Origin of the sequence: Marinobacter sp. CP1, assembly GCF_001266795.1 — a bacterium.
GTDB lineage: Bacteria > Pseudomonadota > Gammaproteobacteria > Pseudomonadales > Oleiphilaceae > Marinobacter > Marinobacter flavimaris.
Genome location: NZ_CP011929.1, coordinates 3,047,375 through 3,060,005 on the forward strand (window position 1 = coordinate 3,047,375; position 12,631 = coordinate 3,060,005).

Genomic DNA, 12,631 nt, shown 5'->3' on the forward strand with positions numbered 1-12,631 from the left:
TGTTGGTCGGAAGAAATCCACGCCTATGCGGGGTTATAATAGCCTTTTCATGGCAATGAGTTACAGGAGCCGATTTATGTCCGTGTCCGGAAACCAGGCAGCGTCCGGGGAGTCTCCAAGAAAATTGCGGGTGGTGATGGCCCAATTGGATTTTCTGGTAGGCGATATTCCTGGCAATACCGAGCTTATCCTTGAGGCTGCCCGCCGGGCATCGTCCGAGCATCAGGCGGACATTGTGGTTTTTCCCGAGCTTTGCCTGACCGGCTATCCGCCGGAGGATCTACTGTTGCGCCCGAGCCTGGAAGTCCGGGTCAACGAAGCGTTGGAAAGGCTGCAGGCGGAAAAGCTGGATCCGGTGATTGTTATCGGTGCTCCTCTTCGCCATGGCGCGCTGCTGTACAACGCGGCGGTGGTCATTGATGGAGGCGAAATCACCGGTCGGTACTTCAAGCGTTTCCCACCCAACTATCAGGTGTTCGATGAGAAGCGTTACTTCGCCGAGGGCCGGGATGTCCTGACTCTGGATATCCGGGGCGTTCCGGTGGGAATTACTGTGTGTGAAGATCTCTGGAAAGAAGGGCCGGTGGAGGACTGCGCCGCTGCAGGCGCCCGCCTTATCCTGAACCTAAATGCCTCGCCCTATGATATCGACAAACAGGCACGCAGGAAGGCATTGCTAGAGCGGAAGTCCCGGGAGAATCTGGTCAGTATCGTGTACGTGAACCTGGTGGGTGGCCAGGACGAGCTGGTTTTTGACGGTGGCTCCATGGTGTTCGACCATTCCGGTGTGCTCACTGCAGAAGCTCCGCAGTTTGGCGAAGGCCTTTATCCGGTCGACTTCCTATGCGAGCACCATTGTCAGCCAGTATCCCAGCCCTTGCCGGAAGAGCCTTCGCTTGAGGCCAATGTCTACAGCGCTTTGGTGACCGGTGTTCGGGATTACGTCAACAAGAACGGATTCAAATCCGTGGTTCTGGGGCTATCAGGAGGCATCGACTCGGCAGTGACTCTGGCTGTGGCAGTGGATGCTCTGGGCAAGGATCGGGTCCGCGCGGTGATGATGCCGTTCCGCTACACCTCAAGTATGAGCCTGGAGGATGCTGAGGCCGAGGCGGTTAGGCTGGGTGTGCAGTACGATGTGTTCTCGATTGAGCCGATGTACGACGCCTTCATGGAATCTTTGGCAGCGCCTTTCGAGGGCTCCAAGCCCGATACAACTGAGGAAAACCTGCAGGCGCGTCTGCGCGGTGTTTTGCTGATGTCCCTGTCCAACAAGTTCGGGTCGCTGGTGCTGACCACCGGGAACAAGAGCGAGATGGCGGTGGGTTACTCAACCCTGTACGGGGATATGGCTGGCGGCTTTGACGTCCTCAAGGACGTGCCCAAAACCCTGGTATTCCGCCTGGCCAAATACCGCAATACGCTTTCGGAGGGAGAAGTGATCCCTGAGCGTGTAATCACCCGCCCGCCGTCAGCAGAGCTCGCGCCCGACCAGAAAGACGAGGACAGCCTGCCCGGTTACGACGTGCTCGATCAGATACTGAATCTTTATGTCGAGAGGGATTTCAGCGCTGATGCGATCGTTGCTGAAGGCTTCGATAGGGTTGACGTTGAACGGGTGATACGTCTGGTGGATGTCAACGAATACAAGCGTCGGCAGGCGCCAATTGGTGTTCGGATTACCGAGCGCGGGTTTGGGAAAGACCGGCGCTATCCGATCACAAATGGCTGGAAAAGCGGGAAGTAGACGCGGGAGTTCGGGGTCAGATGGCATTACCACCTGGCCCCGATTTCAGACTTTATTCGTCGCCCATCAAACCAAAGGTTACGACGTTCGTTAGTGACCGGTTTTCGCCCTTCAGCAGGTCCACATCAAACTCGCCGTCGGCATTGAAGGCGTCACTCTCCGGAAAGTTGGTGCGCAGCATGGCAATAGCATCCTGCGATCCTTTTCTCAGTTCGAGGAAGCGGAAGGTTTCCGCGAGGATAATCAGGGCTTCTTCGGTGACCGTCGCTGTCGGGTAATTCTCGATGATGTATCTTGCCCGGTTGTTGGCTGCGACATAGGCCTGGCGTTTCACATAGTAGCGGGCCGCGTAGAGTTCCAGTTCGGCCATGCGATTGCGCACCGCGATCATTCGCTGGCGGGCATCCGCGACGTACTGGCTGTCCGGATAGCGGTTCAGCAGTTCAGAAAAATCGCGGAAAGACTGCAACTGCTCGCCCGGATCCCGAGCCGCGACATCAATCGGGAAATAGCGGGCCGCAAGGCCGATATCGAGGTTATAGGAGGCCAGGCCGCGCATGTAGAGTGCGTAGTCTGCATGGTCGCTTTGAGGGTTAAGACGCAGGAACCGGTCGGCGGCCGCACGGGAGCCCTCGAGGTCGAGGTTCTGGTAGCGGGCATAGATCAGGTCAAGCTGGGCCTGCTCTGCGTAGCGACCGAAGGGGTAATAGGTTTCCAGGGCGTCCAGGTTCTGCTCTGCCTCATTGAAGTTTCCAGAGGTCATGGCCTCGCGGGCGTTCTCGTAATAGGTATTCTCCGGAAGCACTTCCTCCTGCTTGTTGGAGGCGCAGGCACTGACCAGAACAACCAGTGTGGAAAGTAGGAGCAAACGAAGACCTGATCTCATTCCGGAATCCCGTATAATGTCGATTGATTCAAGGGCAGTCATTGTAGCGGGGAAGTGACGCCATGTGCAGAGCAATGCCCCGCTGTTTCCAATAATCTGACCGAAACGTAACACACACAGGCCCTGGGGGCTTAATGTCATCTGAAAAACGAATCCTCGCCAACTTTGTTGTGCCGCCGGAATTGAGCGACAGGCGCCTGGACCAGGCCGCAGCAGAGCTGATGCCCGAACACTCCCGTTCCCGCCTGCAATCCTGGATCAAAAGCGGTGCGCTAACAGTAAATGGCGAGGTGCGAAAGCCTCGGGACAAAGTGATGCTGGACGATCGCCTGGCGCTGGATGCCGAGCCGGAAGCTCAGGTGAGCTGGCAGGCCGAGGAAATCTCGCTCGATATCGTCTATGAGGACGAGCACTTGCTGGTCATCAACAAGCCCGCGGGCCTGGTGGTGCACCCGGCCGCCGGCCATGCCGATGGAACCCTGGTCAATGCCCTGCTGAACTACGCACCGGAGGTCGAGAATCTGCCGAGGGCGGGTATCGTACACCGCCTCGACAAAGACACCTCGGGCATTATGGTCGTGGCCCGTAGCCTGATTGCGCACACGTCCCTGGTCGATCAGTTGCAAACCCGAACCATGGGTCGTGAGTACGAGGCCGTCGTCGTTGGCACCCTAACCGGCGGCGCAACGGTTGATGCGCCCATCGGCCGGCATCCTCGGGAGCGCAAGAAAATGGCGGTCGTCGCCTCCGGCAAACCGGCGGTCACCCATTATCGACTGGTGGAACGTTTTGCCGCCCACACTCACGTCCGCTGCAAACTGGAAAGCGGCCGAACCCATCAGATCCGGGTTCATATGGCCCATGTAAAACACCCGCTGGTCGGAGATCCGCTCTATGGAGGTCGGCTGAGACTGCCCAAGGGAACCACTGACGAGCTTAGAGAGGCCCTCTCGGCGTTCAATCGTCAGGCCCTCCACGCCCGGCAATTGACCCTGGAACACCCGGAAACCGGTGAAATCCTGACCTGGGAGGTTCCCTTGCCTGAGGATATGGTTGCGTTGATTGAAGCTCTGCGCAAACACGCCCGGGAGCTGGAAACCCGTGACTATTGAAGGTAACGCCCTGAAACCGGACTGGCCTGCGCCCGATAGAGTGCGGGCGGTCAGCACAACTCGCGTCGGGGGTGTCAGCGTTCCACCCTGGAACAGTCTTAACCTCGGTAGTCACGTCGAAGACAACCCGGAACACGTCCAAGAGAATCGGCGAAGACTCGCCGAGTCCTTGAAGCTGGATAGCGCCCGTATTGGTTGGCTCAACCAGGTACACGGTACCGCGGTCGTTGAGCTAACCCCGAACAACGTCGGACAAACGGCCGAGGCTGACGCCAGCTACACCTGTCATCCGGGCATCGCCTGCGCCATCCTTACCGCCGACTGCCTGCCCGTTATCCTTGCCGATCGCGAAGGAACGGTTGTTGGCGCCGCCCACTGTGGCTGGCGAAGCCTGTGTGGCGGTGTTATCGAGAATCTGGTGAGCGAGATGGCGGTTGCGCCCGAAACCCTGCAAGCCTGGCTCGGCCCGGCCATCGGTCCGACCAGCTTCGAGGTCGGCCCGGAAGTGCGTGACGCCTTCCTTGAGCATGATCCGAAAGCGGTCCAAGCCTTCAGAGCCGAAGGCGCTCGGCCGGGTCATTTCATGGCAGATATCTATGCCCTTGCCACTTTGCGGCTAAATCATCTCGGTGTTTCCAACGTGACTGGCGGTGGGCTTTGTACCGTTAAGGATTCAGATCGGTTTTTTTCTTACCGCAGGGATGGTCGAACCGGGCGTATGGCCACGCTGGTCTGGCTAACAAGTTAAATGTCCAGCTTGAATTGGCGGCGGCGAGGCGGTTACTGAAAAGTCCGGTGGCTGGTGCGAGGCTGCTTTCCAGAACTGTCTGCAGCATGGATGCTGCAGCCAAGCCTACAGGGATGTATTCACGGCGTGTTCTGGAAAGCAGCCTCGCGCCAGCCTTGCACCCAGCACCAAACTCAAACCTGACGGCCGTCAATTTTCTGACGAATACATCGCAGCCCCGCTTGAAGTCGCTCTACTTGCCCCTACATTAACTGTCAAAGCAATCGAATATCCGCCACCCAAGGCACCATGGTATTCGCAGAAATTTGGGGAAAGTACACATGAGAATCGACAAGCTGACCAGCAAGCTGCAGACCGCCCTCGCGGACGCACAGTCCATCGCGGTCGGAAAAGATCACAACTTTATTGAGCCGGTGCACCTGATGCAGGCACTGCTTGATCAGGAAGGCAGCGCGATCAAGCCGCTGCTCAAGCAGGCCGGCGCAGAGCCCGGACGCATTCGCCAGGCGATCGCCCGGGAAATCGAAAACCTGCCGGAAGTGCAGGGATCGGCCGGCGACGTCTCCATGTCCAATGACATGGGCCGGCTGTTCAACATTGCCGACAAGCTCGCCCAGAAGCGCAAAGACCAGTACATCTCCAGTGAGCTCATGTTGCTGGCCGCTCTGGAAGACCGGGGTACCCTTGGCCGGGTGCTCAGGGAGCAGGGCGTTGATAAAGCTGCCCTCGAAAAGGCCATTGATGACGTTCGCGGCGGCGAAGCCGTCAACGACGCCAGCGCCGAAGAAAACCGTCAGGCTCTGTCCAAATACACCATCGACCTTACCGAGCGAGCGGAGGCCGGCAAGTTGGACCCGGTGATCGGTCGCGATGATGAAATTCGCCGCACCATTCAGGTATTGCAGCGTCGCCGGAAGAACAACCCGGTCCTCATCGGTGAGCCCGGCGTTGGTAAAACCGCCATCGTCGAAGGGTTGGCCCAGCGTATCGTCAACGGCGAGGTGCCCGATGGCCTCAAGGACAAGAAAGTCCTGTCACTCGATATGGGTGCCCTTATTGCCGGCGCCAAGTTCCGGGGTGAGTTTGAAGAACGCCTGAAAGCTGTTCTGAACGAACTGTCCAAGCAGGAAGGTCAGATCATCCTGTTCATCGACGAGATTCACACCATGGTTGGTGCCGGCAAGGCCGAAGGCTCCATGGATGCGGGTAATATGCTCAAGCCGGCGCTCGCTCGTGGCGAGCTGCACTGCGTGGGCGCGACCACCCTGGACGAATACCGTGAAAATATCGAGAAGGACGCGGCTCTTGAGCGTCGCTTCCAGAAAGTGCTGGTGAGCGAACCCAGTGAGGAAGATACCATCGCCATCCTGCGGGGCTTGAAAGAGCGTTACGAAGTGCACCACGGGGTTGAGGTGACAGACGGTGCCATCATCGCCGCCGCCAAGCTGTCTCACCGTTACATTGCCGACCGGCAGCTGCCGGACAAGGCCATTGACCTTGTGGACGAGGCAGCTTCCCAGATCCGCATGGAAATGGATTCCAAACCCGAGGCCCTGGATCGTCTTGAGCGTCGCCTGATTCAGTTGAAAATCGAGCGTGAAGCTCTCAAGAAAGAGACCGATGCCGCCTCGAAAAAGCGCCTGTCGGAGCTGTCCGACGTGATCACTGGTGTCGAGCGAGAATACGCTGATCTGGAAGAAGTCTGGAATACCGAAAAGGCCGCGTTGCACGGTTCCCAGAAGATCAAGAGCCGCCTGGAACAGGCCCGCATTGATCTGGAGAATGCCCGTCGTGCCGGTGACCTCGGTAAGATGTCTGAGCTCCAGTACGGGCAGATCCCTGAGCTGGAGCGCCAGCTGGATATGGCCAGCCAGGCCGAGATGATGGAAATGAAGCTGCTCCGGAACCGGGTAACCGACGAGGAAATCGCCGAGATCGTTTCCAAGTGGACCGGCATTCCGGTCTCCAAGATGCTTGAAGGTGAGCGCGATAAGCTGATGCGCATGGAAGAGGCGCTTCATGGTCGGGTTATCGGCCAGGATGAAGCGGTTGAAGCTGTTTCCAACGCCGTGCGCCGTTCGCGGGCGGGGTTGTCCGATCCCAATCGCCCCAACGGTTCGTTCCTGTTCCTTGGCCCGACCGGTGTGGGTAAAACCGAGCTGTGCAAGGCCCTGGCGTCCTTCCTGTTTGATACCGAGGAAGCCATGGTGCGCATCGATATGTCCGAGTTCATGGAGAAGCATTCCGTGGCCCGCCTGATTGGTGCGCCTCCGGGCTATGTCGGCTACGAGGAAGGTGGCTACCTGACCGAGGCGGTTCGCCGCCGGCCGTATTCCGTCTTGTTGCTGGATGAGGTGGAAAAAGCCCATCCGGATGTGTTCAACATACTTTTGCAGGTACTTGAGGATGGTCGCCTGACGGACGGGCAGGGCAGGACCGTCGACTTCCGGAACACGGTCATTGTCATGACCTCAAACCTCGGCTCGGACATCATCCAGCAGAAAGCCGGCGAGGAGAACTACGAGGTCATGAAGAATGCCGTCATGGAAGTCGTCGGCACTCATTTCCGCCCCGAGTTCATCAACCGCGTGGATGAAGTGGTGGTGTTCCACCCGCTGGCGGAGAGTCAAATCCAGGGCATTGCCCGGATTCAGATCGAGTCTCTGAGCAAGCGCCTGAAAGAACAGGATATGAAGCTGGAGCTGGATGACGCTGCGATGGAGCTGCTGGCCGAAGTCGGGTACGACCCGGTATATGGCGCGCGGCCTTTGAAGCGGGCTATTCAGCGAATGATCGAGAATCCGCTGGCTCAGCGTTTGCTAAAGGGAGAGTTTGTACCGGGGGATGTCATCAAGGGTACGGTGGAGGACCACCACCTGGCATTCGCCAAGGCTTGAGCTTGAAACCGGGGTCAGATGAAGGCTTTCATCTGACCCCTTTTTTTCATCTTACTGTTCTTCTGGTCCGCAGTTCTCTTCCGCAATTCGCTCAAATTCTGCCCGCTTTTCGGCAATTTCCTCTGGGCTGAGGTAGCGTTGCTCGCCATTTTCTTCAATGCGGATTCGTGCGTTACGGTCAATCACTTCCAGGTTGGAGCGTGCGGTCGCGCAGTTCGCCTCCCGCTGTTTTCTGCGGGCCTCCTCAACTGCCGTTTCCTGGCGCTGTTCCGCCTGCTCGTTCTGCTGTTCCTGCATATTCTGCAGACGCTCCTGAGGGCTCTGCCGGTTGCCAGAAGCATCGGTAGAAGTGCCGGAACGCACATTGACCCGCTCGGCCTTCGAGCCCGTGGGCTGTCGGTCGCCAAAGTGGGTAACTCCGTTTTCATCGGTCCATTTATAGACAGAGGCGCTCGTGGCGACACCTGGTACAACGGCCAGCAATAAGGTCAGCGTCAGGATTTTTCTGTTCATGGTTCAACTCGCGTATGTTCACTGCTCCCGGGCAGGCAGACAACCTGGATAGACCGGGCCCGTTTTTTTAATTTCAATGTTGCCTATCATGCCATCGCTATTGCGGATTTTCTTCTGTCTGGTTCAAATCTTTGTATCGGATTTGTTCCAAGTATGGCAGACCTTCGGCCAGTATAGGCACAGAAACCTGCAGCGGCTATTGACAGGGAGTTTCGCGCTGTCAGAATTACCGATTGCCTGAAGACTGGGGTCAATACGGCAGGCAATCCCGAGCGAGTATCCCCCATCAATTACCACACTGAACGCGCCGCGCATCCGTCGCGGGATGGTTGTTGCTTACGTGCAACCCGTTGATTGGCCGTTCTCCGCAACCCTCAGGAGGGCGGCTGGCCAGGAGACAACCTCTTAACAAGGTGTGGAGGAGCAGCCGGTTCCGCTTTCAAAAGAAGCATGGACACCGTGAATCCAGGCAACCGGGAGCCTTCCCGGCTCATTCACTCGTAGAAGAGGGTAGAAAATCGTGGAGTTATTGTCTGGCGCCGATATGCTGATCCGGTCCCTTCAAGATGAAGGTATCGAATACATATACGGCTATCCGGGTGGTGCAGCCCTTCATATTTATGATGCGCTGTTCAGGCAGGACAAAGTCAAGCACATTCTGGTAAGGCACGAGCAGGCGGCGGTCCACATGGCCGACGGTTATGCCCGCGCGACCGGAAAACCAGGTACCGTACTGGTGACCTCGGGTCCTGGAGCCACCAACACCATCACTGGCATTGCCACCGCATTCATGGATTCCATCCCCATGGTGGTTCTGTGCGGCCAGGTTGCGTCCACCCTCATCGGCGAGGACGCGTTCCAGGAAACCGATATGATGGGTGTCTCCCGTCCGGTGGTTAAGCACAATCTCAGTGTCCGTCATCCCGAGGAAATCCCGGAGATTATCCGTAAGGCGTATTACATTGCCGCGACCGGCCGCCCCGGTCCTGTGGTCGTGGATATTCCCAAGGATATGACCACGCCGAACGAGCGTTACGAGTACGCCTATCCCAAGAAGGTCAAACTGCGCTCCTACAACCCCGCTATTCGCGGCCATGCCGGTCAGATCAAGAAAGCGGTCGACATGATGCTGGCGGCGAAGCGCCCAATTATCTACGCAGGTGGTGGGGTTGTTCTGGGCAAGGCATCGGATCAGCTGACCGAGCTGGTAAGGCTGCTGGGCTATCCAATCACCAATACCCTGATGGGCATTGGCTGTTACCCGGCCAGCGATAAACAGCACCTCGGCTGGCTTGGCATGCACGGCACCTACGAAGCCAACATGGCCATGCACCACTCGGATCTCATTCTCTGCGTGGGAGCCCGGTTTGACGATCGGGTGACCAACGCTACCGAGAAGTTCTGTCCGGGCGCGCGCATCATCCATATCGACATTGATCCAGCCTCGATTTCCAAGACCGTCGATGCCGATGTGCCCATCGTTGGCCCGGTTGACGCTGTGCTCAAGGAAATGCTGTCGCTGGTGAAGGAAGCCAAGGAAAAGCCGGACGCGGACGCAATCGCTTCCTGGTGGAAGCAGATCGACGAGTGGCGGGCATTCCATGGCATGCGCTATGAGACCAGCCCGGATGTGATCAAGCCCCAGGAAGTCATTGAAATGCTGTGTCGCTTGACCAACGGCGAGGCCTTCGTGACTTCCGATGTGGGTCAGCACCAGATGTTCGCGGCCCAGTACTACAAGTTCGATAAGCCCAACCGCTGGATCAATTCCGGTGGTCTCGGCACCATGGGCTTCGGCCTGCCGGCGGCCATGGGGGTAAAGCTGACCCATCCGGACGACGAAGTGCTGTGCATTACCGGTGAGGGCAGTATCCAGATGAACATCCAGGAGCTGTCGACCTGCAAGCAGTACAACCTGCCGGTTAAGATCATTAACCTGAATAACCAGGCTCTGGGTATGGTCAAGCAATGGCAGGACATGAACTACGAGTCCCGCCATGCCGAGTCCTACATGGAATCCCTGCCCGACTTCATCAAGCTGGCGGAAGCCTACGGCCACAAGGGTGTCCGGATTGAGAAGAAGGAGGATCTGGAGACCAAGCTGAAAGAAGTGCTGGCCATGAAAGACGAGCTGGTATTCGTGGATATCTACGTGGACCGTTTTGAGCACGTGTATCCGATGCAGGTTGCCCGAGGTTCCATGAAAGATATGTGGCTCAGCAAGACGGAGAGGGTCTGATCATGCGTCGAATCATTTCTGTTTTGCTTGAAAACGAACCTGGCGCCCTGTCGCGGGTGGTAGGTCTGTTTTCCCAGCGCAACTACAACATCGAAACACTCACCGTGGCGCCAACCGAGGACGAGACGTTGTCCCGTCTTACGGTGACCACCACGGGTTCTGACAAGGTGATCGAACAGATCACCAAACAACTGAACAAGCTGATTGAAGTCGTCAAGCTGGTGGATCTCACCGAAGGCGCCCATATCGAACGCGAACTGATGCTGGTCAAGCTGAAAGCCACGGGTTCCCAGCGTGCCGAGATCAAGCGTACGGTGGACATTTTCCGCGGCCAGATCGTGGATGTGACCAGCTCCGTTTACACGGTTCAGTTGGCAGGTGACAGCGAGAAGCTGGACGGCTTTATTCAGGCCGTTGGCACGTCGGGCGTACTGGAAGTGGTGCGCAGCGGTGTATCCGGTATCGCCCGGGGCGAGAAGGTGCTCAGCCTTTAACGATTTCAAACAGGGTTTGAACAATATGGCTCTTCGGGGCCATCACAAATAACAGAGGTTTCTCATGCAGGTTTACTACGATAAGGATTGCGATCTTTCCATCATCCAGGGCAAGAAAGTTGCCATCATTGGTTTCGGCTCCCAGGGCCACGCTCACGCGTGTAACCTGAAAGAGTCCGGTGTTGACGTGACCGTGGGCCTGCGCCCGGGTTCTTCTTCCATCGCCAAGGCGGAAGCCTATGGTCTGAAGACCAGCGACGTGCCGTCTGCCGTTGCCGCCGCCGACGTTGTCATGGTTCTGACTCCGGACGAATACCAGGCCCAGCTGTACAAGGCGGAAATCGAGCCGAATCTGCAGCAAGGCGCCACCCTGGCGTTCGCCCACGGCTTTGCCATCCACTACAACCAGATCGTTCCGCGTAAGGATCTGGACGTCATCATGATTGCTCCGAAGGCACCGGGCCACACCGTGCGCACCGAGTTCGCCAACGGTGGTGGTATTCCCGACCTGATCGCTATCTTCCAGGATTCCTCCGGCAACGCCAAGAATCTGGCTCTGTCCTACGCCAGCGGTATCGGTGGCGGCCGTACCGGCATCATCGAAACCACGTTCAAGGATGAGACCGAAACCGATCTGTTCGGTGAGCAGGCCGTTCTCTGCGGTGGTACCGTGGAGCTAGTTAAAGCGGCGTTCGAAACGCTCGTGGAAGGCGGTTATGAGCCGGAAATGGCGTACTTCGAGTGTCTGCACGAGCTAAAGTTGATCGTCGATCTGATGTACGAGGGCGGTATCGCCAACATGAACTACTCCATCTCCAACAACGCGGAGTATGGCGAGTATGTGACCGGTCCCGAAATCATCAACGAGCAGTCCCGTGAAGCGATGCGCAACGCGCTGAAGCGTATTCAGAGCGGCGAGTACGCCAAGATGTTTATCTCTGAAGGCGCTCTGAACTATCCGTCCATGACGGCGCGTCGTCGCCAGAACGCTGCCCACGAAATCGAAGTGGTTGGTGAAAAACTGCGCGGCATGATGCCCTGGATCTCCGCGAACAAGATCGTGGATAAGGACAAAAACTAAGCGGAATTCCGCCTGGTTTTGAAAAACGCGGCCCGGGTGGCCGCGTTTTTCGTATATACTCCGCCCAAACGCTTTCCGGAGTAATGGGAATGACTGAAGAAAGAAAATCCGCCGACGGCAAGCAGAACCCGGACTATGAAGTCGAGGCCGGGGAAGTGGTTGAAGAAGAGCTGGTAGGAGGTGCGCCCGTGCGCCGCAAGGGGATATATCTGCTTCCCAATGCGCTCACAACCGCTTCGCTGTTCTCAGGTTTCTACGCCATTGTTTCTGCCGCCAACGGCGTCTTTGACAATGCCGCCATCGCTATTTTTGTGTCGATGATTCTGGACGGTCTCGACGGCCGGGTTGCCCGGATGACCAATACCCAGAGTAAATTCGGTGAGGAGTACGACAGTCTGGCCGACATGGTGGCCTTCGGCGTCGCTCCCGGGCTGGTAGCCTTTTTCTGGTCACTGAACGCCTTCGACAAGGTTGGTTGGGCCATCACCTTTATCTACGTGGCTGGCGCCGCTTTGCGCCTGGCACGGTTCAATACCCAGATTGGCTCGGTCGATAAGAAGTTCTTTGTCGGCTTGCCGAGTCCGGCTGCGGCTGCCTGTGTCGCGGGCCTGGTCTGGTGTTTCCATCTTTTCGAACCGTCTACCTGGCTCACCTTGTTGACCATGTTTGTGGTCGGCGGTGCCGGTGTTTTGATGGTGAGCAATATTCTGTACCGCAGTTTCAAGGATCTGGACCTGCGTGGCCGTGTACCGTTTGCCGCCATTCTGCTTGTGGTGCTGGTTTTTGTAGTGATCGCGCTGGATCCTGCAACCGTATTGTTTACTGGATTTCTGATATACGCGTTGTCCGGCCCTGTTCGTGCGCTTTTCCGTGGCAAGCCACGGAAAGCTCCAGGCGCCGCTGACTGAGCACCC

Annotated in this window: 10 protein-coding genes; 8 read left to right on the forward strand and 2 right to left on the reverse strand. The window is 57.4% G+C overall.

All coding sequences use genetic code 11. The features are described from left to right. The first annotated feature begins 76 nt into the window (after positions 1-76). Positions 77-1,747, forward strand: coding sequence for an NAD+ synthase (locus ACP86_RS14035; RefSeq protein ID WP_053114526.1), 1,671 nt, complete (start codon positions 77-79; stop codon positions 1,745-1,747). Positions 1,748-1,799: 52 nt separating this feature from the next. Here the strand turns inward: ACP86_RS14035 and ACP86_RS14040 are convergent, their stop codons facing one another. Beyond that, positions 1,800-2,633 carry an outer membrane protein assembly factor BamD gene (locus tag ACP86_RS14040; RefSeq protein WP_053114528.1) on the reverse strand — a complete coding sequence of 278 codons (834 nt, stop codon included), beginning with the start codon at positions 2,631-2,633 and terminating at the stop codon, positions 1,800-1,802. A gap of 134 nt (positions 2,634-2,767) precedes the next feature. Here ACP86_RS14040 and rluD point away from each other — a divergent pair, with 134 nt between their 5' ends. From rluD to clpB, 3 genes are all read left to right on the forward strand, one after another. Then, positions 2,768-3,745 carry a 23S rRNA pseudouridine(1911/1915/1917) synthase RluD gene (gene rluD / locus ACP86_RS14045; protein WP_053114530.1) on the forward strand — a complete coding sequence of 326 codons (978 nt, stop codon included), beginning with the start codon at positions 2,768-2,770 and terminating at the stop codon, positions 3,743-3,745. Then, a complete protein-coding gene (gene pgeF / locus ACP86_RS14050; RefSeq protein WP_053114532.1) occupies positions 3,735-4,493 on the forward strand; it encodes a peptidoglycan editing factor PgeF in 759 nt (252 codons plus the stop codon). The genes rluD and pgeF overlap by 11 nt, the downstream gene beginning before the upstream one ends. A 320-nt stretch (positions 4,494-4,813) precedes the next feature. Further along, positions 4,814-7,390, forward strand: a complete 2,577-nt coding sequence (clpB, locus tag ACP86_RS14055; protein ID WP_053114534.1) for an ATP-dependent chaperone ClpB — start codon at positions 4,814-4,816, stop codon at positions 7,388-7,390. Between the two features lie 51 nt (positions 7,391-7,441). Here clpB and ACP86_RS14060 read toward each other — a convergent pair whose 3' ends face one another. Next, positions 7,442-7,903 (reverse strand): DUF4124 domain-containing protein, encoded by a 462-nt coding sequence (locus tag ACP86_RS14060; RefSeq protein WP_053114536.1) that lies wholly within the window; start codon positions 7,901-7,903, stop codon positions 7,442-7,444. 520 nt (positions 7,904-8,423) lie between these two features. On the opposite strand from ACP86_RS14060, the gene ACP86_RS14065 reads away from it, so the two are divergent. From ACP86_RS14065 to pssA, 4 genes are all read left to right on the forward strand, one after another. After that, positions 8,424-10,142 (forward strand): acetolactate synthase 3 large subunit, encoded by a 1,719-nt coding sequence (locus ACP86_RS14065; protein WP_008170695.1) that lies wholly within the window; start codon positions 8,424-8,426, stop codon positions 10,140-10,142. Between the two features lie 2 nt (positions 10,143-10,144). Continuing rightward, positions 10,145-10,636, forward strand: a complete 492-nt coding sequence (ilvN, locus tag ACP86_RS14070; protein WP_008170692.1) for an acetolactate synthase small subunit — start codon at positions 10,145-10,147, stop codon at positions 10,634-10,636. A 64-nt stretch (positions 10,637-10,700) separates the two neighbouring features. Continuing rightward, positions 10,701-11,717 (forward strand): ketol-acid reductoisomerase, encoded by a 1,017-nt coding sequence (ilvC, locus tag ACP86_RS14075; RefSeq protein WP_008170689.1) that lies wholly within the window; start codon positions 10,701-10,703, stop codon positions 11,715-11,717. A gap of 89 nt (positions 11,718-11,806) precedes the next feature. Continuing rightward, positions 11,807-12,625 (forward strand): CDP-diacylglycerol--serine O-phosphatidyltransferase, encoded by an 819-nt coding sequence (pssA, locus tag ACP86_RS14080; RefSeq protein ID WP_041644958.1) that lies wholly within the window; start codon positions 11,807-11,809, stop codon positions 12,623-12,625. Positions 12,626-12,631 lie beyond the last annotated feature (6 nt).

Coding starts and splice junctions, on each gene's coding strand:
- ACP86_RS14035 (WP_053114526.1), top strand. CDS start 77: ATGTCCGTGTCCGGAAACCAGGCAGCGTCCGGGGAGTCTCCAAGAAAA.
- ilvN (WP_008170692.1), top strand. CDS start 10,145: ATGCGTCGAATCATTTCTGTTTTGCTTGAAAACGAACCTGGCGCCCTG.
- ilvC (WP_008170689.1), top strand. CDS start 10,701: ATGCAGGTTTACTACGATAAGGATTGCGATCTTTCCATCATCCAGGGC.
- rluD (WP_053114530.1), top strand. CDS start 2,768: ATGTCATCTGAAAAACGAATCCTCGCCAACTTTGTTGTGCCGCCGGAA.
- ACP86_RS14040 (WP_053114528.1), bottom strand. CDS start 2,633: ATGAGATCAGGTCTTCGTTTGCTCCTACTTTCCACACTGGTTGTTCTG.
- pssA (WP_041644958.1), top strand. CDS start 11,807: ATGACTGAAGAAAGAAAATCCGCCGACGGCAAGCAGAACCCGGACTAT.
- clpB (WP_053114534.1), top strand. CDS start 4,814: ATGAGAATCGACAAGCTGACCAGCAAGCTGCAGACCGCCCTCGCGGAC.
- ACP86_RS14060 (WP_053114536.1), bottom strand. CDS start 7,903: ATGAACAGAAAAATCCTGACGCTGACCTTATTGCTGGCCGTTGTACCA.